The sequence below is a fragment of the Oscillospiraceae bacterium MB08-C2-2 genome (genome assembly GCA_035621215.1).
GTDB lineage: Bacteria > Bacillota > Clostridia > Oscillospirales > Ruminococcaceae > WRAV01.
The window spans coordinates 1,610,593-1,633,338 of the sequence record CP141729.1 but is presented as its reverse complement, the minus strand read 5'-3'; the positions used below and the strand labels follow the sequence as shown (position 1 = coordinate 1,633,338).

The 22,746-nt window shown below is 46.7% G+C and carries 20 protein-coding genes, 2 other RNA genes and 1 other annotated feature; of the genes, 12 read left to right on the top strand and 10 right to left on the bottom strand.

The window, feature by feature from the left end:
• Positions 1 to 177 precede the first annotated feature (177 nt).
• The 3 genes from rplL to U6B65_07210 all read right to left on the bottom strand — a co-directional run bounded on the left by rplL (position 178) and on the right by U6B65_07210 (position 2,290).
• Positions 178 to 555, bottom strand: coding sequence for a 50S ribosomal protein L7/L12 (gene rplL / locus U6B65_07220; protein ID WRS26148.1), 378 nt, complete (start codon positions 553 to 555; stop codon positions 178 to 180).
• Between the two features lie 46 nt (positions 556 to 601).
• Complete coding sequence (gene rplJ, locus U6B65_07215; GenBank protein WRS26147.1) at positions 602 to 1,135, bottom strand: 50S ribosomal protein L10; 534 nt, start codon at positions 1,133 to 1,135, stop codon at positions 602 to 604.
• Positions 1,136 to 1,187: 52 nt separating this feature from the next.
• Positions 1,188 to 1,360, bottom strand: a sequence feature (ribosomal protein L10 leader region).
• 51 nt (positions 1,361 to 1,411) lie between these two features.
• Positions 1,412 to 2,290 carry a radical SAM protein gene (locus U6B65_07210; protein ID WRS28922.1) on the bottom strand — a complete coding sequence of 293 codons (879 nt, stop codon included), beginning with the start codon at positions 2,288 to 2,290 and terminating at the stop codon, positions 1,412 to 1,414.
• Positions 2,291 to 2,861: 571 nt separating this feature from the next.
• On the opposite strand from U6B65_07210, the gene ffs reads away from it, so the two are divergent.
• The 8 genes from ffs (at position 2,862) to U6B65_07170 (ending at position 7,613) form a co-directional block, all read left to right on the top strand.
• Positions 2,862 to 2,960: signal recognition particle sRNA small type (gene ffs, locus U6B65_07205), an RNA gene on the top strand.
• 76 nt (positions 2,961 to 3,036) lie between these two features.
• Positions 3,037 to 4,608, top strand: coding sequence for a DNA polymerase III subunit gamma/tau (gene dnaX / locus U6B65_07200; GenBank protein ID WRS26146.1), 1,572 nt, complete (start codon positions 3,037 to 3,039; stop codon positions 4,606 to 4,608).
• An 89-nt stretch (positions 4,609 to 4,697) separates the two neighbouring features.
• Positions 4,698 to 5,045, top strand: coding sequence for a YbaB/EbfC family nucleoid-associated protein (locus tag U6B65_07195; protein ID WRS26145.1), 348 nt, complete (start codon positions 4,698 to 4,700; stop codon positions 5,043 to 5,045).
• A 3-nt stretch (positions 5,046 to 5,048) separates the two neighbouring features.
• Positions 5,049 to 5,648: a recombination mediator RecR gene (gene recR / locus U6B65_07190; protein ID WRS26144.1), complete on the top strand. Its 600-nt coding sequence runs from the start codon at positions 5,049 to 5,051 to the stop codon at positions 5,646 to 5,648.
• A gap of 16 nt (positions 5,649 to 5,664) precedes the next feature.
• Positions 5,665 to 6,069, top strand: a complete 405-nt coding sequence (locus U6B65_07185) for a GtrA family protein (GenBank protein WRS26143.1) — start codon at positions 5,665 to 5,667, stop codon at positions 6,067 to 6,069.
• 54 nt (positions 6,070 to 6,123) lie between these two features.
• Positions 6,124 to 6,588, top strand: coding sequence for an SsrA-binding protein SmpB (gene smpB, locus U6B65_07180; GenBank protein WRS26142.1), 465 nt, complete (start codon positions 6,124 to 6,126; stop codon positions 6,586 to 6,588).
• 14 nt (positions 6,589 to 6,602) lie between these two features.
• Positions 6,603 to 6,948: a transfer-messenger RNA gene (gene ssrA / locus U6B65_07175) on the top strand.
• 101 nt (positions 6,949 to 7,049) lie between these two features.
• Positions 7,050 to 7,613: a hypothetical protein gene (locus tag U6B65_07170; protein WRS26141.1), complete on the top strand. Its 564-nt coding sequence runs from the start codon at positions 7,050 to 7,052 to the stop codon at positions 7,611 to 7,613.
• Between the two features lie 115 nt (positions 7,614 to 7,728).
• On the opposite strand, the gene U6B65_07165 is transcribed toward U6B65_07170, so the two are convergent.
• From U6B65_07165 to U6B65_07140, 6 genes are all read right to left on the bottom strand, one after another.
• A complete protein-coding gene (locus tag U6B65_07165) occupies positions 7,729 to 9,549 on the bottom strand; it encodes a dynamin family protein (protein WRS26140.1) in 1,821 nt (606 codons plus the stop codon).
• Positions 9,550 to 9,554: 5 nt separating this feature from the next.
• Positions 9,555 to 10,517 (bottom strand): M48 family metallopeptidase, encoded by a 963-nt coding sequence (locus U6B65_07160; GenBank protein WRS26139.1) that lies wholly within the window; start codon positions 10,515 to 10,517, stop codon positions 9,555 to 9,557.
• Positions 10,514 to 12,586, bottom strand: a complete 2,073-nt coding sequence (locus tag U6B65_07155; GenBank protein ID WRS26138.1) for a dynamin family protein — start codon at positions 12,584 to 12,586, stop codon at positions 10,514 to 10,516. The genes U6B65_07160 and U6B65_07155 overlap by 4 nt, the downstream gene beginning before the upstream one ends.
• Before the next feature lie 564 nt (positions 12,587 to 13,150).
• The gene (locus U6B65_07150; GenBank protein ID WRS26137.1) at positions 13,151 to 13,675 is read right to left on the bottom strand and encodes a zinc-ribbon domain-containing protein; all 525 of its coding nucleotides are present in this window, start codon (positions 13,673 to 13,675) and stop codon (positions 13,151 to 13,153) included.
• Positions 13,676 to 13,875: 200 nt separating this feature from the next.
• A complete protein-coding gene (locus U6B65_07145) occupies positions 13,876 to 14,292 on the bottom strand; it encodes a hypothetical protein (protein WRS26136.1) in 417 nt (138 codons plus the stop codon).
• 11 nt (positions 14,293 to 14,303) lie between these two features.
• Positions 14,304 to 16,070 carry a dynamin family protein gene (locus U6B65_07140; protein ID WRS26135.1) on the bottom strand — a complete coding sequence of 589 codons (1,767 nt, stop codon included), beginning with the start codon at positions 16,068 to 16,070 and terminating at the stop codon, positions 14,304 to 14,306.
• A 160-nt stretch (positions 16,071 to 16,230) separates the two neighbouring features.
• Between U6B65_07140 and U6B65_07135 the strand changes: the two genes are divergently transcribed.
• The 3 genes from U6B65_07135 (at position 16,231) to U6B65_07125 (ending at position 20,411) form a co-directional block, all read left to right on the top strand.
• Positions 16,231 to 17,631, top strand: coding sequence for a HAMP domain-containing sensor histidine kinase (locus tag U6B65_07135; GenBank protein ID WRS26134.1), 1,401 nt, complete (start codon positions 16,231 to 16,233; stop codon positions 17,629 to 17,631).
• Positions 17,621 to 18,205: a response regulator transcription factor gene (locus tag U6B65_07130; protein WRS26133.1), complete on the top strand. Its 585-nt coding sequence runs from the start codon at positions 17,621 to 17,623 to the stop codon at positions 18,203 to 18,205. The genes U6B65_07135 and U6B65_07130 overlap by 11 nt, the downstream gene beginning before the upstream one ends.
• A 640-nt stretch (positions 18,206 to 18,845) precedes the next feature.
• Positions 18,846 to 20,411 (top strand): basic amino acid/polyamine antiporter, encoded by a 1,566-nt coding sequence (locus U6B65_07125; GenBank protein ID WRS26132.1) that lies wholly within the window; start codon positions 18,846 to 18,848, stop codon positions 20,409 to 20,411.
• An 82-nt stretch (positions 20,412 to 20,493) separates the two neighbouring features.
• Here the strand turns inward: U6B65_07125 and U6B65_07120 are convergent, their stop codons facing one another.
• Positions 20,494 to 21,348 carry a cupin domain-containing protein gene (locus tag U6B65_07120; protein ID WRS26131.1) on the bottom strand — a complete coding sequence of 285 codons (855 nt, stop codon included), beginning with the start codon at positions 21,346 to 21,348 and terminating at the stop codon, positions 20,494 to 20,496.
• A gap of 222 nt (positions 21,349 to 21,570) precedes the next feature.
• Between U6B65_07120 and U6B65_07115 the strand changes: the two genes are divergently transcribed.
• On the top strand, positions 21,571 to 22,740 hold the full coding sequence (locus U6B65_07115) for a pyridoxal phosphate-dependent aminotransferase (protein WRS26130.1): 1,170 nt from the start codon (positions 21,571 to 21,573) through the stop codon (positions 22,738 to 22,740).
• Positions 22,741 to 22,746: the final 6 nt, after the last annotated feature.

The window sequence follows — 22,746 nt, the reverse complement described above, 5'->3', positions numbered from 1 at the left end:
AATAGAGAACACAATCAAAGTATAGCACACCAATTTATGTTATACAAGGAAATTTAAGGCACATATTCTCAATCTTAAGGATATTTCAGGTGAGATTCCATAAAGCCAAAAGCAACTTAAAGCAAAAAAAGGAAGCACAGCACTAAGCTGTACTTCCTTTTTATAAAAGCAAAAAAATTACTTAAGTTCGATCTTGGCGCCGGCTTCTTCCAGCTTCTTCTTCATGTCTTCAGCATCAGCCTTGGAGACGGCTTCCTTGATGGGCTTGGGAGCAGTGTCAACCAGATCCTTAGCTTCTTTCAGGCCCAGGCCGGTGATTTCTTTAACCAGCTTGATAACGCCCATTTTGGAAGCGCCGGCATCAGCCAGGATAACGTCAAATTCAGTTTTCTCTTCAACAGCAGCAGCGGCAGCAGCAGGAGCGGCAGCAACAGCAACAGGAGCAGCGGCGGATACGCCGAACTCTTCCTCAAGAGCCTTAACAAGGTCAGCCAGCTCCAAAACGGTCAGAGCTTTCACATCTTCGATTAACTGCAATACTTTTTCAGAAGCCATTATAATAATCCTCCAATTTTTTTCGTTATAGTTTTGTGTAAAAACGTTAAGCGGATTGCTTTTCAGCAATTTGGTTCAGCGCAACGACTAGGCCGCGGATATTTCCGTTAAGCACATTGACCAAACCGGAAATAGGAGCGTTGAGCCCGCGCAGAGTCTGAGCAACCAGCTCTTCTCTGGAAGGCAGATTGGCCAGCTGTTCGACACCGGCAGAATCCAAAGCCTTACCTTCAACGAAGCCTGCTTTGAGATTAAAGAAATTCTTCTTGTTCTCGGCAAACTTGCTCAGGATTTTAGCAGCGATAACGGCATCGGTCTCGTGGGTAGCCAGAGCAGTGGTTCCGGCCAGAACACCGGTCAGATCACCGAAATCGGCGTTTTCCAAAGCACGCTTGAGAAGCTTGTTCTTGATGACAGTGTATTCAACACCGGCTTCACGAAGCTCCTTACGCAGCTTGGTATCATCGGCTACGTTGATACCCTTGTAATCAACCAAAATACCGGCAACGGAAGCCTGAATCTTTTTGGTCAGATCATCCACGATTTGCTGTTTTTCTAGAAGTATTTTTTCACTTGGCAAAATTTTCACCTCCTATAGTGGTGCTTTCGGCATACACAAGAGGCGGTATGCCCGGGCAATAAAAATTGCCCCCTCCAAAAGCCTTGGAAAGAGCATACACAGAAACGGCAAAGAACCTTCACCACAGTTATTCTGATAATATGTCTTCCTCGGCAGGCCGAGCCAAAAGCTCATTTCAGCCGTAAAAACGGCGCCTGCTGTCTTAGGAAAATACGACAGCTCATTTATTATACCTGCAGTAGAGTGTTTTGTCAAGCAAAGATAAGCATTTTTTATTTAAAACAGCGAAAGCTGGGCAGGTGGATTCCGATCCCGCTGGGCGGCCAGAATAGCATCGTCCCCTGTGGGAATGCCGCTGCCTGCCAATGCCTTTTTGAGGGCGGAGTAAAGCTTTCTGCTGTTTGGCGAAGAACAATAATACCGTTGGCCAAAGGTTTCCTGATAGCGGCCTCTTAGCCCGGGAAAATGCCTGTCCAGCATTTTATAGAAGTATTCTCTTTGCTCGTCCCGCAGGGTGACTCCCGGCATCATATGGAAAAACTGGGCTTTATGACGGATTGCCAGTGCGGCCAAAGCTTCCACATTTTCAACCGAGTCGTTGATAAAAGGGAGCAGTGGGGCAGCGGTTAGGCCTGCAAAAAGTCCGGCCCCGCTCAGTTCGTTGATAGCCTCAAAACGTTGGGAGGAGGGGGGAGAATGGGGCTCGATGCGGGAGCAAAGACTATCGTCTGCAGTGGTAATGGTGATGCGGATGCTGACTGTTGCCTGAGCGGCGATACGGGTCAGCAGGTCGATATCTCGGGTAACCAGCGTGCCTTTGGTGAAAATACTGATGCCGAACCCATATTTTTCCACCAGCTTCAAAGCGCCTCGAGTCAGCTCCATCTGGGTTTCAAAGGGATTGTAGGGGTCACTCATGGAACCGGTGCAGATCAGCCCCGGCTTTTTCTTGGAGGCCAGCTCCCGCTCGATGATGCCAAGAGCATTTTCCTTGGCCCGCACAAGATCAAAGTTCTCGATGCGGTAGCAGCTGCTGCGGCTGTCGCAATAAATGCAGCCATGGCAGCAGCCTCTGTAAATATTCATATTATAATCCGAGCTGTAAAACCCCTGTGAGTGGCTTACCCGGGTTACAATCTGGCGAGCCGGAATCATGTCCAAAGAAAGTGCGCCTCCTTGCAAACTTGACTGTTGTGTATTCACATATAAAAGCGAAGCGGTATTCTGATGAGAAACGGTCTTCTATACCTTTAAAACGTTGATATTGTTAACTTCCGCACTCATGCCGTGCGGCTGGCACATCCTTTCTCCACGATGAGAAAGGATGCAAAGAATCGCCAAGGGGGCGCTCCCCCTTGGTACCCCCCAGATCCGAACTGAAGCCAAATATAAATTTTAGGTTTGCCTCTCGGTTGTGTCCGTCACAGTTCTACCCAAATTTCTGGTTTCGATAAAGAGTAAGGTTATTATATCATGAACGCAGTGAATGGTATAATTGGCTATCGCCGTAAGGCGGGCCATAAAAATGAAACGTATAATAAGCGCTTTGCGGTTATTATACCATACCCTGGACTGAAATAAAAAGCAGAGACAGTGTTCACCGCGGCCAAAACCCATTATAGCGAAAAGGGGATCAGCGTATTTACATTTTGCCAGAAATATTGTATACTAACCAAAGAGAGACAAACCTCAAGCAGGCAGGGTGTGTGTGCCCGGTCATGCGGATAGGCGGGTCCTGTGCGACCGGACGCTGCGAACCATGTCAGGCGGGGAACCGAGCAGCATTAAGCGGCTTCCCCGGTGCGCCGCAGATCACCTGTTTATCCGTGTGACCGAGCATACAACGGGCATTTTTTATGAAAATGCTACTGTCTGCGTTTTTATGAAATAAGGGAGCGAGCATGTACCAAGCCTTATACAGAAAATGGCGGCCCAAAAGCTTTGACGATGTTGTGGGCCAGGAACATATTACCACTACCCTGAAAAATGAAATTGCGGCAGGCAAGCCGTCTCACGCTTACCTGTTCACCGGAACCCGGGGGACAGGTAAAACTACCTGCTCCAAAATCATTGCCAAGGCGGTCAACTGCTTAGAGCCTCATGAGGGGAACCCCTGCGGCCACTGCATGATCTGCACCGGCATTGATGCGGACAATCTTATGGATGTAACCGAGATCGATGCCGCCAGCAACAGTGGTGTGGATAACATCCGGGATTTGCGGGAGGAGGCAAACTTCACCCCCGCTGTGGCAAAATACCGGGTTTATATCATCGACGAGGCTCATATGCTCAGCACCGGCGCTTTCAACGCCTTGCTGAAAATTATGGAGGAGCCGCCGGCTCATGTGATTTTTATTCTGGCCACCACCGAGATACACAAGGTGCCGGCCACGATTTTATCCCGTTGTCAGCGGTTTGATTTCCGCCGGATCGACAGCCGGATTATTGCCGACCGTCTGCTGTATGTGGCGGAGCAGGAGGGCTTTGCTCTCGAGGAAGAAGCTGCCCTTCTAATCGCTAAGCTTTCGGATGGCGGCATGCGGGATGCCCTCTCTCTGCTGGATTTGTGCTGGAGCCGCAGCGATTCCATTACACCACAGGTGGTGGCCCAGTCTGCCGGGCTGACGGGAAGCGGGCATCTTTTTGAAATCTCCCAAGGTGTGATTGGGGGGGATATTGGTGCTGTTTTGCAGGTGGTAGAAGGGCTTTGGGCTCAATCGGTGGATTACGAGCGCCTTTGCCAGCAGCTGATCGGCTTTTACCGCAATATGATGGTGGTCAAATCCTTGGATGATCCGGGGGATTTGGTGGCCTGCCTGCCGGAGGAGCTGACCCAGTACCGGGAACAGGCACAAAAGCTTTCTATGAGCCAGATTCTGGCTTGCCTTGGAACCTTGCAGGACGCCATGGGCAGAATGTCCCGCACCACACAGCGCCGCACCGAGCTGGAGCTGTGTCTGGTCAAGCTGTGCGACCCGGCCCTGAGCACTGCCCCCGAGGCTTTGCTGACCCGATTGGAAAAGCTGGAGCTGGAGGTAAAGGCCAAGAGCATCCCCCAGACAGCTCCGGTTCAGATGCCGGTACCTGCCAAGCCTGCTGTTCCTGCGGCTGAGGCCAATCCCATTACAGCCGCTGACAAAATTAAGGTTCAGCCTTTCCAGCGCTGGAACGAGGTTTTGCAGATTCTCCAGCAGAAAAACAAGGCACTCTATGGTGCTCTTTCCGATTCCAGCGCTTATTTGGGTGGGGATTTGGTGCTGGTTGAGGCCAACGGGGATCTGTTTGCGCAGATGGTTCGGGGGGATTCTTATGCTAAGGATAGCCTGCGTCAGGCTATTTTAGCGGTCACTGGTATAACCTGCCGCCTTGGGCCTTATAACGAGGCCAAGTATGAAAAGGCCTCCGCAGTCAGTCCAGTGGATTTGCTGCTGAAAAAGGCTTCTGAGCTGGGTGTGCCGGTTAAAGAAAGCTGAAAATTATCTAGTCTATCAAGTGTATCTGTGGCTAAACCTAGCCATTTATTTTAATTATTTAACTTGTATAACATAGGAGGATTCTATTTATGAAAGCAAGATTGCCACAGGGTATGGGCGGCGGAGCCCAGAATATGAATGCTATGATCAAACAGGCCCAGAAAATGCAGACTCTTATTGGAGAAAAGCAAGAGGAGCTGAATACGCGGGAATTTACCGAGACTGTGGGCGGCGGGGCTGTTGAAGTCATCATGACCGGTGATAAAAGAGTCAAGACTGTAACCATCAAGCCGGAGGTTATTGACCCGGAGGATGTGGATATGCTGCAGGATTTAATTGTGGCCGCCATGAATCAGGCTTTGGCCACTGTTGAAGAAGTTACCTCTGCTGAAATGGAGAAAATTACCGGCGGAATGAATATGCCGGGTATGTTTTAAGCGATGAGCTACTCTGTATTGCCTTTAACCAAATTGATTGAACAGTTTGAGCGGCTGCCAGGCATCGGCAAAAAATCCGCTCAGAGGCTGGCCTTCCATGTTTTGGATATGCCCCGTGTTAAAGCGGAGGAATTTGCCAATACTATTTTGGAGGCCAGAGAAAAAATCCGGCGCTGCAAAATCTGCCAGAACCTCACCGATCAGGAGCTCTGCCCCATTTGCAGTGAGGAAAACCGGGATAAAACCATCATCTGTGTGGTGGAGGACCCCCGGGATATTTTGGCTTTTGAGCGTACCCGGGAATACCACGGCCTTTACCATGTGCTGCATGGGCTGATCTCGCCGATGGATGGTGTTGGCCCGGAACAGCTCTATATCAAGGAACTAATAAGCCGCCTGCATGATAACGGGGTCACGGAAGTTATTATGGCCACCAATCCCACTGTGGAGGGGGAGGCTACGGCGGCTTATCTGGCTCGCCTTCTCAAGCCCATAGGGGTTAAGGTAACCCGCCTTGCTTATGGGGTGCCGGTGGGCAGCAACTTGGAATATGCCGATGAAGTGACCCTATACCGTGCTCTAGAAGGGCGCAGTGAGATTTAGCTCAGATAGGATTTTTATGGATAAAATTATCAAGCTGGTTAAAAGCGATGAATTTGCCAAGCTGGTCAAGTTCGGCATCACTGGGGTGGTCAACACCTTGGTGGATTTTTTGGTGTTTACCCTTTTGCGTAACGTTGTGGGATGGGATTTAACCCTTTCGCAGGTGATTTCTTATTCGGCTGGAGTTGTGAACAGCTACATTCTCAATCGGAGCTGGACCTTCCGCTCCCGGGAGAAGTTCCTCAGCCCGCAGCTCGTGAAGTTCTTGGTTCTCAGCCTTTCAATGCTGGGCCTGAGTGTGGTTTTGATCAACCTTTTTACCTTACAGTTTGGCCTGGTGGAAATGGCAGCCAAGGGTATTACCATTGTTTTGGTTTTAATTGTAAACTTTTTGATCAACCGCCTTTGGGTGTTCCGCTAAAAACGTTTTTGTAGTACAATATGAGAGCGATAGCAGAGAGGGGAGGGGATGAGCATGGAAAAATCAGCGTTTAAAACCATAGCCCAAAACAAAAAGGCACGCCACGATTATTTTGTGGAGGAAAGCTTTGAAGCTGGCATTGAGCTGGTAGGCACCGAGGTAAAAAGCCTACGCAAGGGCACGGTGAACCTGAAGGACAGCTGGTGCGATATTCAGGATAACGAGCTGTTTGTCAAGCAGATGCACATCAGCCCCTACGAGCACGGAAATATTTTTAACAAAGACCCCATGCGTTCCCGCAAGCTGCTGATGCATCGGCGGGAGATTGTTCGATTGGCTTCTCTGCTGGCTCGCCAGGGCTATACGCTGGTGCCTCTATCTCTTTATTTTAAGGGCTCACGGGTTAAGGTTCAGGTGGGGCTCTGCCAAGGTAAAAAGCTCTATGATAAGCGGGAGGACGCCGCTAAAAAAGCCGCTAAACGGGATATTGACCGGGCCATGAAGGAAAACGCCCGGTAGTATTATATTGATATGGGGGAGTAAAGGTTTCGACGGGGATTTTGCAGTCCGGTAAGCGAGTAGAGGAGCATGACCTCTTTAAAACATGACACTTTTAAATTTAAACGCTGAAGATAATTTAGCTTTTGCTGCTTAATTAAGCAGCTGTCCGAGTCGGAGGGACCACGGGCCGGTTAGGGCATCAAATTAGTGGTGAACGTTTGCGGTGAGTTCCACGGCACTGTAAATGTATTAGGGATACCAATTCCGTCAGCTTGTTTGCCAGCGGGCGGAAAAGGGAATGCAAATGACAAACTTTACTCGGAGAAAGCCGCATGAATAGGTTCTCGGACAGGGGTTCAATTCCCCTCTCCTCCACCAACGTTATCGCTGTACGAACCCATAAGAGAAACATTTACGTTTTCTCTTATGGGTTTGTGCTGTATGTAGATATATAAATGTGTTGCTGTACGAGGAATGGTATGAACAAGAAATTATGTATATATTGCGGAAAACCAGCTGAAACAAGAGACCACGTGCCTCCAAAGTGTTTTTTAGATGAACCGTATCCAGCACAGTTAAAAACTGTGTCGGCTTGTTTGCAATGCAATAATGGTTTTTCAAAAGATGAAGACTTTATCATGTATTTGTCCGATTACCTACTATCTATAGAATTGTATGGCGGAGACTTTACCAGAAAAAAAGCTGAAGTAAGGTTTAGTTACAACGACAACTTGGAAGATAGAATCTGTAAGTCAATCAAACTCGATAAAAATGGTGTATATTTTGATTTCGAGCATGATAGGATAGTAAGTATCATCAATAAAATAGCCATGGGGCTACTTTACTTAAATCTTGGAAGTAAAAAGGAAATTGCTAAAAGCAATTTTATTGTTATTCCACAATTATCTTCATCACAAAGAGTGGAGTTTGATTGTATAAGTTGGAAGGTCGTACAAGAAAATAGATTTCAATATTTTATTTCAGACACTTTAGTTTATTTTGTAATCAATAATATTTTACTATGTATTGTTCAGCATACTTAATGTTTGATGAGTTCGACCAGCGAGGGCACGCCTCCACCAAAAAACGCCGCATAAACATTATGTTTATGCGGCGTTTTATTTTAATAGTTCTATTGGTACTTTTACTGTGCTATGATTACGATAAAAAAGGGACATCCATCGCATATTCCCGCATGCGCTCAGTACAATTTGCAATCATATGCAGCGTATGTTCTAGAAAGGCCTGCACATCCTGAATCTTCACATTCTTATCGCACGCCAGCTGCCGGGCATTTTGTATGGCTTCCGACGAAATCTGTATTTCCGCTTGATATAGTTCATCCAGCTTGGAAAGGGCATCCTTTTTTATTTGGGCGTATATTTTCTCCACCTGGTGGAGCACACCTTGTGTAATGGCATCATACTCCTGCAAAACGGGCGCAATCACATCCGCCTGCTTGTTAGAAACTGTTTTCTGACGAATAGCGCCGCCAATAATCTGTCTCAGTAAAAAAAATGGTCCCACAACAGCAGATAGTCCGGTCATATTCAATACCGCTTCCCCTGCGAATAACGCCGTATCCACATGCGTCCAGCTTACATCCGCCATACAATCCGCAATGCGGGCTTGAACATCTCCAAACAGTGCTTGTGAAATCTCGCCGGATATACTTCTCACACTATTTTGCAGCATATCTCCAATGTCTTTTTGATGCTTGCATGTACAGGCAAACATGGCATTCTTTATTAAGTCCATCATATAGAACTGAAAATAGCGTTGAATGTCGCCCATATCGGCATCGTCTTTCAGTTGCTGTATCTCAGCTTTAAGCCGATCCATAAAATCGCACATCCATCCCTTGGCTTCAATTTCCCAGTCGTACATGCTGCTCAAGAGGGAAGCTTTGTGTTTTTCAATGTTGGCCCGTAATACGTTATCCTGTGCTTGGAACACATCCTGCGATCTGCTCAGCGTTTCCATATCCGTTCTGAGTGAGTCCTGAACCAGTCTTATACGCCCCGCAAGTGCCTCCAGCATCAGCCGGGTAAGCGCCACTCCACGCATGGATTTAATGATATCTTTCTGCAGCACTGCATCGCTGTCAAGTGCTGTTTCAAACGCCAGGAATTGATTTTCCAAGCTATTGGCCAGCAACGGTTCGGGACGCGCAAATTCTTTCTTACGGCAAAACTCATCCAGGGCGCTTAACATATATACATAGATATGGTCACTGATAGCACCGGCACGACTCTCCGTCAGTTCCCGCACTTTCTCTATATTCTCCTCGCTCTCCAGCGTATCAGTCATATTCACAGCCATGAATATCCTACAGAAGCTCTGCGGCATGACACTGGCGGACAAAAACACCTGCTCGGTAAAAGACAAAGGCGCGCGAGCAGAGGTAACATACACAATGGCATCAGCATTGACAAGATATTCAGCAACCTGCTGGTCAAACCCCTCTGTCAAATCTCCTAAGCCTGGGGTATCGATGATGGTTACATTTCTGAGAAAATGGTTGTTCAGGCGAATATCAACGGTATCAACGGGGGCGGGCAACCCTTTGAAAAGTGCCAAAAGTGCATCTCGCTCCAGCTCGCTCTGCGTGAGTGTCACACGCTTTTTGTTGCTTAATACAGCTTCGATTCGGGGAACTTCAGCGAAGGATAGCTTGTTAATTGTAACCGTCTCCGGCGTAACGGCAGTCGGGACAGCGGCTTCTCCCAACAGCGCATTGATCAGCGTTGATTTACCGCGTTTAAAATCCCCCACCACAACAATCTGGAACGAACCGTATAACCGCTTGCGCACAGCCTCGATGTTGTCCTTTACCTTGGAAACAGCCGGCTCCCCAAGCGATTTTACGAGGTATTGTTCTGTACACAGGTGTGCTACATCATCTAAAATGCGCTCAATATCGCCGCAAACGCCTTCATAATCCAAACGGATTTGGTGCTGCATAACATTGTCATCCACGGCGTCTAACTCCTCTTTCCACTTTTTAATACGCTGATATACTTTTCACAACGCGCGTCCAGCGTCTGCTTGTCAACAAGATGCATATCCGGCATTCTCCACTCAGGACGCCACGCATACAATACCTCACTGTTAAAAAATTCCTTGACCGCAAATATACGGCGTACCCCAATGGGGTGAGTGCTATCCAATTCTAAAAAGCGCACAGGCTTGTCACGAATCGCATCGTACTGCTTAAGTAGGGCATCGATGTCGGCTTTCCCGCAGTTCAGTGCTGCGCCATAAAGCAGATTGCTCTGCACGCTGATGGTGTCGCCGGCATCCTCCGAGCAAATAACCCCTGCACGATCGCATGTAACCTCTCCTGCGCGGCTCCACATGGAGAACGCCAGCTGCAAAGGCATAGTGACCAGCGCGAGTATCTGCTGCACACCGGGGATAGCGGTTTGCGCGGCATTAAGTATGAGCTGTGCAGCGGTATTGAATATACCGTGATTGTTGTGAATATGACCGCATTCATGCCCAATCACCGCTTTAAGCTCTCCGGGTGTGGAACGTTCCAGCAGGGCGGATGTAATCTCAATCAAGGGCATATCATCATCAACGCACCAGGCAGTGGCATTCAGTTCCGCCGCTTTACTTCTGATATACACGGCCGGGATACCAATGCCCAGCCGCCGTGCACAGTCAACAACAATTTCGTATATATCAGGAAACTGGGAAGGCCCCACCTTTAAGCTGCTGCTATTCAGCTGCTGCTTAATAAGGGGAATGGTGGTATTGGTGATGGCTTTGGCTATGGCATAAAAACCCGGAATAGCCTTGATTTTCTGCCGCAGCACATAGTCTGCACCATAGGCATAGTCTGGCACGCCGCCTTGCATATGGGCCTGTGTCAGCATCTTGCGGCTTTTAACATATTCCGGAAAGCTTGTATTAATGCCATCCGTCGGGTTTACCAAATTCATTTTGAAACCATCTCCTGCCTTTCCATAATTTGATTAAGCTGCCCGGCAATCTCATCCGAACGCCTGCACATGGCATGCACATCTTCGAGCATAGCCCGAAGTTCCTGCTTTGTGTGTGCGTCTTCACTATCCTTATGCGCCAACTCCACTTTCAATTGAGTTAACTGCTTTTGTGTATCACCCAGGATATTTTCTGTCTCTGTACGGATTTTTGTTTTTAGGGCTTCAAATGCTTCCGATACCTGGCCTCTGACGGCTTGCCTCAAATTATCCGTTGTCTTCATGCGTTTAATTTCAACATATATCGCCTCTCTGAACGTTTCCTTAAACTTGTCAATCTTGTCTTTGGCAAACACCTTTCCCAAGGCCCACTTGCCCATAAGCGCCCCCGCCAGTGCTGCGCCAAGACCAGCCACAAGCACAACCGGCCACGTAAGCGGAAGGGAAAGTGCGCTGATGAGCAGACCTGATGTGAAAGACGCTGCAATGCCGGTTGCTGCGCTGGTGGCTCCACCCAGCAGTGCGCCCTTCCATCCCGCCTGCCGAAACCCCTGATAGGCCCCACCCAGTCCAAACAGCAGAAACCCATCAGCCAAAGTGCTGATTACAATATCGCTTTCGGAAGAACTGTCTTTGCTTTTGGGAATGAACATATTCTGTATGCTCTCTGTTGCTTCAAAAAAGCGACGTTCAAAATCAGAAACACGTTCGGCTTCGTTTTGCAGTGACCGATTAATGGATGCTTGTATGCGTTCGCCGAAATTCTGGCTGGCCTTAGCCATGGCTCCCTTTACAGCCTTAGTCATGGCCTCCTGTGTCGCATCACCAGCGGCTCCCTCCAACTCTTTCACGTCTGATATCACATATTCATCAATGGCATTGTCCGCCGCCTGCTCCATACCGGGCCAATACTCCTCGATAATGGGCAAAAGGGTAGCGTAGGCGTTTTCAGACGCATGGTTGATTCCACGGAACTCCGCTTCACGCTCATTGCGGATGCTTTGTATCTCGTTCATGGCTTTGGCATACTGCGCATCGAATTCCTCACGCTCCATAGCAAGCGCATTTTCACGTAGCCGTACCGCACGCATCAGCTCGACAGAGGATGTTTTAATACGGCTGATGGGTACGTTTAGGCGTATCGCACCCCGATCCTCGGTCAGGAAGCGCTCCAATGCCGTTTCAAACACCGGAAAACCGCTTTTCTCAAGCGCTGCATGGTCGCCTTTCTTCTTAGCTTTGAGTGCATTTTTTGCTGACAGACCGTATATACGCACCGTACCCAGCTTGCGCTCAATAGCCATATATTCCTCGGAACCTTTGCCATGAACTTTTTGTGCTTTATTAAGAACCGACTCGGTGATTTTCTGCCGGATAAAAGACAAAAGACGCTCCACATCGCTGTCGCTGTAGAGATCAATGCCGGTCAGCACAAACAACACACGGCCCAAATCACTGGTGATGATTTTGTTTTCCAAAAATTCATACTCCGATTGGGAAAAGGGAGCTCCGGCCATCATTACCATAATCGCCGCATCTGCCTGCGGCAGAACAGAAAAGGTAACGTCAGACATTGCCGTATCATCGTTCAGCCCCGGCGTATCGATAATTGTCACGCCGTTCTTACAATAGTTGACAGGATAATAGACGGTGGCGATCTTAATGGATTTGGCCCTCTGCTCGCCCTCACGCGTCAGTTTGGTAACGTATTGGGGCAGTTGGTCAATCTCTATTTCTTCCATATTGCCGTCATGGTATTCTAATTGCACAAAGGATGTCACACTGTAAGTAACCCGGTTTAGTGTGGCCGTGGTGGGAAGCAAATCGGTAGGCAGCACATCCTTTTCCAGCAGGGCATTAATCAGCGAGCTTTTCCCGCGATTAAACTCCCCCACAATAGCAATGTTGAAGCTGTCTTCCTTTAAGCGTTTCAGCACTTCTTCAATAGCGGAAAGATTGCCGCTAAGCTGCATACGGCGGCTGTAGTCACCAAGCTTTTTAAGATCGCCTGTAAGCGCGGTGATGGTATGGTTGTAGTTTGAAAAGCTGTTGAACGTTGCTTCTGACATGGCATTTATCTCCTCTTTGCGTCACTTACTCCAACGATTAATAACGATTACTTGGAACTATGATAACGGTAGCAAGGAACAAATAAGAAAGCAGATTCCGGTGGCCTCCATGCCCCATTGAGCCGACACGCCCTTCCAGACAGGGTGAAAGCACCATTCAGCGAACCTTTGTACCGCATTGTCTGCAAAACAACACCTGAGGCTCCACTTGACTTCCGCACGATGGGCAATGATGGGAAGATATTGTTTCCTCTTGCTTCATACCGCAACCGGAGCAGAACGCCTGACCGTTGAAAATCGTGGTACCGCACTGAGCACAACGCATTGCAGCAGGTGTGGAGGGCTGGGCAGCACTGTCATTGGAACTGCCGCCTGTAAGGTCTGCATTTTGGTCAGTACGCGGTTTACGGTGCCTGAAGTATATCCAGACACCCCCGACCACTGCACAAATCAATCCCCAAGCAGCATCCTCTTCTTGTATAAAAAAGTTATACAGTCCGACAATCAGCATGACATACGGAAGCCAAGGAAGAACCCAACTCAACTTAAAAACCATTATTCTGATTACCCCCGTTTTTGATTCAAATAAGCGATGACGTTCTCACGGTTGAAAAGAACAAATTTGTGCTCTTTTCCGTCCCGTGTGAAAACCGACATGCCATTTGGGACGAGTCCCATTGTATTGCGTGCTGCAACATGACAAATGTCCTGATATTGGATTCGCGTTTTTTCGCTCAGAACATGAATCTGATGAGGACAGAAAGTCATACCTGTCTGATCGAAGACCAGTGTTCCGCCTAAAGCGCCTATCCCCTTGAAATAGTTTGCCGTTATACTTTCACCTGAAAAGTCTTTTGCCCCCATGCCACCCCTGTCGACTTCATTCACTCTGGATTGAAATGGCAGCTGAGGTTCCTGAGAAACATAGCGGTTGCCGCACTTATCACAAAAAAGCATATCCAACGGCATCCAATGCCCGCAGCTGCGGCAAACCTTTTGTTGAGGCGTTCCAGAAACTTCAGCTCCACAATTTCCGCAAAAAGCAGAACCTTCCGGCAATTGCGCACCACATTGTTGACAAAAAGCCATATTCTACGCTCCTTAATGGTTGTATTTTAAATGTTGAAACCCTTCTACTGCCTTTGCTGCAAAGCACCGTTACCGTTCCGATTTTGCTGCCGCTTACCGCAGACAGCGCAGAACGCTTGTAACCTGGAAATTGCTGCACTGCACTGTTCATCCCGCTGTGAATTGGGTATCGGTGATACGGTTCCTGAACCGCATCGTCCTCACCAATCTGTTTTTTGCTCTACTATTTCCGCATCCTGCACCGAGGCCAGAATACTCCCGGGCCACTGCACCTTAAAAGAAACGATAGGCTTTTCTCCCACCTTTAAAACCAGCCTCCGCTTTGCACTGACCATTATCGTGGTACAGATAATATCTACCGTTGCCCAGTTGGATACGTGGGACGTAAGGGATGATCCCGAGGCTACGTTTCCCAGCAGATTGCCATCCACAACAACACGGTAGGTATTCATAACACATTGAAACTGCGATGCTCTGGTTACAACCAAGAGCCTAGTCCTCGAATCCGCACCCACAGAGACAGAAGATGTACTTGGGGACAGAAGCCGCTCGCCACATTTGCTGCAAAAAAACAAATCATCGCTCACTACGCTTTTACATTTTGGACAGTTGTTCATAATTTCCCTCCCTACCTTGCTTCGTTTTGAATCGATTCACAACCACGGAGAATTTCTCTTGCTCCATCCGAAAACACCTGATAGTTGCGTATATAGGCCTTCTGGCGCAAATCATGGGCTTCGTATCTGGGGGGAATAACCTCTGCGGCTGCCTGCAGCAAAGCTCTTGTATGAACGGAGAATTCCGCAAACCAATTCTTACGAATGGCCGCGGTCGCCTGATGGATCTGGTTGATGTAATCCATAATCAGAACATCCACGGCATGGATGACTGTTTCTATCACATTGTATGAAGACAAATCCTGCACAGGGGGCACATACAGCGTGCGCCATGAAAACTTTGTTCCGACTAACGCAGTCTCCACATGACGCATCATGGAAATACCTACATCGGCAAAACCAAGCCAGTTCGAAATCCCCGCAAACTCCACGGCAGACGCCAAATACATTGTTTCCTGTTTGCGCAGAACAGAAAAGGACGATAAAAACACATCATAAATCTCTTTATGTAAAATTCTTTTCCGATGATTCATATCTTGTTCCGCCTTATGTGCGGCGCAGTTTAACGCAGCAAGTATGGCAGCGTGGCTGTTTTCCCGTACTTGAGAAAGGCTAGTGATAAACTCGTTCACAATCTGATTTTTGTAGTTGTTCAAACCGTTTGCAAGACTTACAAGCCCATCATAATCGGCTGCAAAAACAGCGTCCAGCATCTTGGCCCCATCGGCCCTGTAGCGACGGAACCGTTCCTCATGTGTTTCGATTTCCAGCCTCTCAGCGTCAAAAGCTGCCCTGCGCTGCAGATCCTGTTCGCTGAACTGTGCAACAACGGAACACATGGTATCCACCGTTTTTTGTACTGCATTTTCCAATTGCTTCGCTGTGACAACCTGCAGAAGCATATTGCGGAAATCTTCAAAACGGCTTTTTTCCAGTAACTTCTGATTGCCTGATACAAAAGCCTCCAGCGCTTGGGACGATGATATGCCGATGATATGCAGGCCCTCCAAAATTCGCTTGGCCTTGCTTTGCACCGCTCCTGAACTCTGCCGCTGTACAAGCTCCTCCATCACACCGGATTGAATGCGCTCACGAATATATTCTATAAACCCGCTGTATTCGTAGTCGTCCTCATCCAGTTGATCCATGAACGTAACAACAAAGATCAGTTGATGAATGCTGTCACTTTCCATCAACTGGCAAACAAATTTCTTTTCGGTATCGCTAAATGGGATACGCGCATGAATGGGTACCACCACCGCATCTACATTGGAGATCATATCTATGGTAATCTGCGTCATATGCGGCTCGTCGTTTAAACCTGGCGTGTCAATAATATCGATGTGGTTTTGGCAAATCACAGCGGGCAAATATACCGTGGCATCCCGGACAAGCATGGCCCGTGCTTCCCCGTCGGCCGTGAGCTTGGTGACGTAGTCAGTTAGATTTTCGATGGGTATCTCTTGCGATGAACCATCCCGAAAGGTAACCACCGCCCGGGGAGATGGGCTGTAGGTAATGCGATTCACCGTTGCGGTGGTGGGCGTTGCATCAGCAGGCAAAATCCGCGCCCCCAGCAGGGCATTAATCAGAGAGCTCTTTCCCCGCTTGAACTCACCCATAACCGCCACATTATATTGTTTGCTTTTAATGAGGTCTTTACAATCGGCAATGCGGTCTATCAAACACTGCTCAAATTCCAGTGTGCAGAGCATTTCTTGCAGTTGCACCAAATTTTCGTGTAGCCGATACTCAATACCCCTATAATCGCTTGTCATGTCAAACCATCCCCAAGACTTGTTTGAAGCCATCATAGCACGATTAAACCACGCTGTGTTCCTAAAAATATTAGGAATATAGGCACAAGATTTTCGTAGGTTTCAGTGTTTTTTTATGGTATGATACCTATAATGTAGCGACATGAAAGTGATGAGTAATATGGCATTTACAGCAGTCCTTTGGTTACTTTCTCTGATCATATATCTTTCGGACAGGTGCAGCAAAACAAACCGTTGGCTTGCTGTCAGCGGCCTTGTTTTCAGCTTGGGAACGTTGAAAGAGGTTCTGTTTTACGATGTTCTCCCACAGTTGATGCTCACAACACGTGCGCCCCGTCTCGAAATCATTGCCGCCTGTGTCTACAGTCTTATGACATCGGTGCTGTATCACTATGTCATGCCCTGTCTGTTTGTATTTGCGCTGTATTTTTATGAAGCGCATCCCATACTGCCCAAGCGCTTTCGGCTTTTTAAAGCTGTTGCGCTGTGCTTTCCGCTGATACTGATGCTGATCTTTCCACCGCTCAGAACACGGGAGCTTCAGCAAACAAGTTTGATATTCTGGTACACCGTCACTGTATATAATCTTACTTATGGTGTGCTGGTTACGGTTCTGATGATCAAATCGGTATTGGGTGAAAAATGGTCAGCCAGTCGGCGTGAAAAACGGCGCATCTCCTTTGTTGTGCTGCCGCCTGTATGGTTCTGGCTTATAACGATATTCGTTATTCATTCTTTGCGGATACAGGCATTTTTTAAAGTTTGGCAAGGGAACACCTATCTGATGGGTATCATCCTTGTATTCTATCTTGTAGCTGCTTTCCGCGAAGGAATGATGGGTATTCGCCTGAGGGGTGAACCCTACAAATGGGATATCTCCAAGCAGGAGATTGATAAGGGCGCACGGTATACAAGTCACATTTTAAAAAATGAATTGACTAAAATTGAATGGTGTATGCAGTACTTAACCTTGCAGCTAAACGGGGATACGCCGGAAGAACTGAAAATTATTGGCCGCTCTACCGAGCATTTAAAGCAGTTTGTTTATAAAACACAGCTGTATGCCAGTGATATTGTACTCGATCGAAAACTATGCCTGGCCAAAGAAATCATTGAAAGCTCTGTCCACATCTGTAGGGAGTACGGCGGGCCCGAAATAATCTTCGATGTTTTATGCGGTGAAGAAATGGTCCTGTGCGACAGGGACCATTTAATAGAAGTGCTGAATAATATTATCTACAACGCCATTGACGCCATGAATCACTGCGGAACCATTGCCATTGTTTTTAAAGGAGATGCCTCCCGTAAATATCAGGCACTTCTTATCAAAGATTCCGGGGGCGGTATCCCGCAGGAGGATCTGCGCAGAATATTCGAACCGTATTTCAGCACCAAAACAGCCAATAAGCATTTTGGACTTGGCCTATCCTACTGCTTCAATGTGATGAAGCAGCACAACGGCTATATTGATATACAAAGCAAGATTGGCGAGGGCGCTGCATTCACCTTGTATTTTCCCAAGCAGAGGCGCTCTATATGGGGGGCATTCTATGAGCGATAAAATCCGCTTCATGTTGGTGGAAGATGACCAAGACTTCATTTTCCTGGTTAGGCGCCTGGCCGAGTGTGAACCGGATCTTGAGCTGGTTTGCTGTGCCGGCGGCAGAGAGGATGCACTCCAGCTTTGCTCTGAGCTGCAGCCGGATATCGTATTGATGGATCTGTGTCTTTCAACCGCTGGATTGGAAGGCATTGAAATCTCGCGTGAAATATGTCGCCGGACAGACGCCGCAGTCATTATCTTGACATCCCATGAAAACCCGCACATCGTGGTGGATTCATGCGTAAAAAGCATGGCATCGGGTTATATTTTTAAAAGCCAGTTTAATATTATAGCGGAAACGATCCGTAAAACCCTAAATGGGCATACACCGCAGCTATATTTGATTAATTCACTGATATTGGCACAGCTTTCCCCCGCTGAGCGTACTGTATTTGATGCTATTATCGACAACGATACCTATACGCTCTCATCCCATAAAACGATTGCCAATCAAAAGACCAGTATCTACAAAAAACTCGGTATAAAAAATCAAGGAGAACTGCTGCATTTGTGGTTAAAGCGGTTACGATAACTTTCATTTACGGCTTTACAATGCCTTCCGATCCAAAACAACAGCAGAAAGTGTATATGCAGTTTTTTGAGGTGAAGCCAAATCTTAACCTACCACATTTTGAATATGCGATAGATTTTTCAAAATATGCGGAAAACCTACACCAGAGTTATTATTAAGAGTGATCATACCCTCGTGTTCATGAGAGAGAAAATGTTATTTGTATTTTTCATATCCTTCATGCTGCACAGAATACCTCAGGTACTTATAAGGAGAAGCGTTCCTATAAAAATTTGGTCAAAATGGCCGAGATAATTAGCTGCATAAAAAGTTGCACAAACCAAAAGATACGCTATAAACCAGTCTGGAATTATTAGGTAGCCATTCGAAGATAACCTACAGAAAACTGGCACACTAATAAGGAAAATAGGTGAGAGGGCAAGGCTGGATATCATGAAGTGGAATGGAAGCCGGAGCAGTTCAATTTCCATCTCCTCCACCAAAAGAATAGTTAGTTTGTATGGAGGGCCCTCAAAGCCTTTGCGCAAACGGCCTAAAGGACTTTCTGAAGTTGATTTCAGAAAGTCCTTTTTCATATGTATCAAAAAGTCCAATCCATTAAAATATGACTTGAACCTACACAAGCAAATAAAGAAGTATTTTGTTTAACATTATAAAACGTATTGACAACAATAGGAAAATATATTACTATTGTGATGAAGTTCATAGTAGTCATCATCCAAATATAGTCGATTCAAAAGGGGTTTTGGAAAACTATAAAAAGGGATTGTTGGCTTTGGATGGAAATAGTCATTCTAAGAAATTAGGTCTGGTTGGCCTCATCGCAGTTTCAATGGGTACGACAATTGGCAGCGGCGTATTTACATTAGCAGGAGATATGGCAGCAAATGGGGCCAATACCGGAGCCGTCATCGTTGGTTGGCTGGTTTGCGGTGTCGGAATGGTGGGACTTATTTTAAGCATTTTTGGCTTGAATCGTTCCAAACCGGAGATTGTAGGCGGCATTTCTACTTACGCCCAAGCGGGCTGGGGGGATTTTGTTGGGTTTTCGACGACATACGGATATTGGATTAGCGTTGTTTTATGCAATGTTTCGTATGCCACTCTCCTGTTCGGCTCAATAGGGCACTTCATTCCGGCTTTCGGTAATGGAAATAACCTGCTGTCCATTATCAGTGCATCGATTTTTTTCTGGCTTTTGTGCGCTCTTGTATGTTCGGGGATTCGAAATGCATCTTTTGTGAACGTTGTGGTAACGATTGCGAAAGTTATCCCCATTTTTGTTTTCATGGTTTCAATCATTCTTCTTTCTAAATTTAAGGCAGAGATTTTTATGGAGAATTTTTGGGGCAATGGAACCATCCCGTTTATTGATCAGGTGCGGGCAACCTCAACGGTTACCGTGTGGGCATTTATAGGCATAGAGGCTTCGGTTGCTTTATCCGAAAAAGCAAAAAAGATGAGGGATGTTGGCAAAGCTGTCGTCACAGCATTTTTTGGCGTTTTGTTTCTCTATATCCTCATCTCAATTCTCAGCATGGGTGTTTTAAGCCAGGAGCAGCTTGCAGCGCTTCCCAACCCTTCTATGGGTGGTATCATGCGGGAAATTGTCGGAGACTGGGGCGCTTCTCTGATCAGCCTGGGCGTGATTATCTCCTTAATCGGAGCCGCTTTGGGCATCACCATTGTTTCTTCGCATATCCCAAATACTGCGGCTAAACAAGGAACCTTCCTCTCGGTTTTCGCAAAGGAAAATCAAAGTGGCTCGCCTGTGAATAGCGCGCTGATTTCCACGGGTATTGTCCAAATATTTTTGGTTATAACCTATTTCAGCGCCTCTACCTACCAGTTCTTTTATGGAATATCGGCAAGTATGATTATGATTCCGTATTTTTTGAGCTGCTTGTATTATGTCGTTGTGGTTTTTAAGAAGGATGGAGATTTTTCATCCCTTTCCCAGGGGCAGATGCTTGTTCAAAAATGCATAGCCGTGTTAGGCAGCATTTATGGCTTATGGCTCATCTATTCCGCGGGGTTGTCACGCTTAATGATGACTACCATTCTGTTTTCCATTTCGGTTTTCCTCTATGTTAAACACCAGAAGGACTGCAAAAAGGATGTGTTCCAGCATAAATACGACTATGCACTCATGGCCGTCTTTGTGGTTGGCGCCATTATCTCCATTATTAAAATGCTCATAAAATAGACCTCCTCTTAGTACAGCCAGTGGTTTATTCTCCAACAAAACAAAAGCATCGCCCCGCTTTCAACGGGGCGATGCTTTTGTTTTAAGTGGCATTAAGGGGCGAATGTACCCAAATCAGCTTGCATATTTGATTGGATGTATTTTGCCATTTATGCTTGGTAAGCGAGGGGAAGCTCACCGAGTCATTTTGGTGGAGGATATATTCTTTATCGTCCTCAAGGGTAACGGTAACCTGTCCCTCAAGAACAAAAATAAACTCTTCTCCCCTGTGACTATGGAAATGGGTTTGCCCCGATTTTGGCAATACCGTAAAAATGGTGGGGCGCATCACCGTGTTTTTTCGGTTGATCAGGGATTCAATGCAAACCCCTTTCAGACTGGATTCAATCTGGCAGCGTTCCTTTTCCCGGACCATAAATTCTTCCGCAAACGCAGTTGTTTCATAAAAATAGGTCAAGGTTTCGCCATAATAGTCTGCCAGTATGTTAATGATTTCCAACGATACATTGGCATTCATATTTTCGATGCGGCTTAAATAGGAAATAGAGATGCCGGTTGCCTTGCTGACATCTTCCAAGGTCAATTTGCGGCGCTCCCGGATCCCTTTCCACTTTTCAAAAAGCTCTTTTTTCTTTATGGAGAAAGCCGAAATTTCGTCTCCTGATTTGGAATTGCTCTCAGAAGGAAACCCCGAATAAACAAAGCTGAGATCCGTTTCCATTAATTTTTTAATGGCTTGAATATTCAGCTTCTGATCAATGGAATAACTTTTCAGCTTTTTTAAATATTCGATATCCTGAAAGCGGTAAATCCGATAGTTACTGCTGTTCCTATGGGCCGAAAACAAGCCGTCTTTTTCCCAGTTCCGGATTGTGCCGGGGCTTACGCCAACCTGCTCTGCGGCTTCCTTAATATTGCATACAATTTCGTTTTCCATTCCGTAGCCCCTTATGATTTCATATCCCCATTGTATATCAAATGGAGCAGATATTCAACATCAACCATTTATACACAAATATAAGTTAATGAATTTGTCACATCGATAGAAATTTTCTTAACTATATTAAAGCTATTGACAACGTTAAACAATTTAAATAGAATATAAGATATCCAAACCCCTTTTTGTCAATTTTATTAAATAAACAGGAGAGATGTTTTTATGACGGAAAAATTACGTGCTCAATTTCAAAATATGCAGCCCTCACCTATGCTGAAAATGTTCAATGCCACTATGCAGTATAATAACCTGATTAACCTTGGTGTTGGCGAGCCTGATCTTGACTCTCCCAAAGAAGTGATTGAAGTAGCGGTTCAGTCGTTGAAGGATGGTTACACCCATTATCCTCCCATGACCGGCTATATGGATTTGAAAGAAGAAATCTGCCGTTATTGGGAAAAGCACCACAGCCTGAACTGGGAAGCTAAAAATATCCTCATTACCTCCGGCGCCATTCAGGGACTCAATATGATCCTGAGCCTATTCATCGATAACGGAGATGAGGTCATTGCAACCGACCCCTGCTTCCCCTCCTATATCAATCAGGTAAAATTCTTAGGCGGAAAGCTTGTTGGGATTCCCGTTAAGGAAGAGAACGGGTTTAATTTAACGGCTAAACAGTTGGAAGAGGCTATTACACCCCAAACCAAGGTTGTCATTTTAAATTCTCCCGGTAACCCCACGGGTGCTGTTCTTTCTCGGGAAGAAATGGAAAAAATAGCACAAGTTGTGGAAAAACACAATTTGTTTGTCATTTCCGATGAAATTTACGAAGCGCTTATTTATGACGGCACGCACACCTCCTTTGCCACGCTGCCGAATATGAGCCAGAGAACCTTTACCATCGGTGGCTTCTCCAAGACCTATGCCATGACCGGCTGGCGCTTGGGCTACATTATGGCTCCTGCTTCGTTTGTTCCGGCTTTGTCGGTTCTTTCCACCGATACAGTTATGGGGGTTAACGCGGTTACACAACGGGCCGGATATATCGCCCTCAAGGACTGCCAATACTTTGTGGATATGATGAATACGCTGTATGCGAGAAGAACCGCATACACCGCAAAGCTGATCAACGAAACGCCGGGGCTCTCCTGCATTAAGCCTAAGGGCAGCTTTTATATTATGGCCAATATCAGCGAAACCGGCATGAGCTCCATTGATTTTTCTATGAAAATTTTAGAGGAAGCAAGGGTGGTGGTGATGCCCGGCATTTCCTTTGGAACCAATGGTGACCGCTTTGTTCGCATTTCGTGCAACGGGGACGAGCAAATGATGGATGCGGCCTTTGAAAGAATCCGCAATGCCATGAAGGGAATTAAATATACAGGGTAAGAAGGC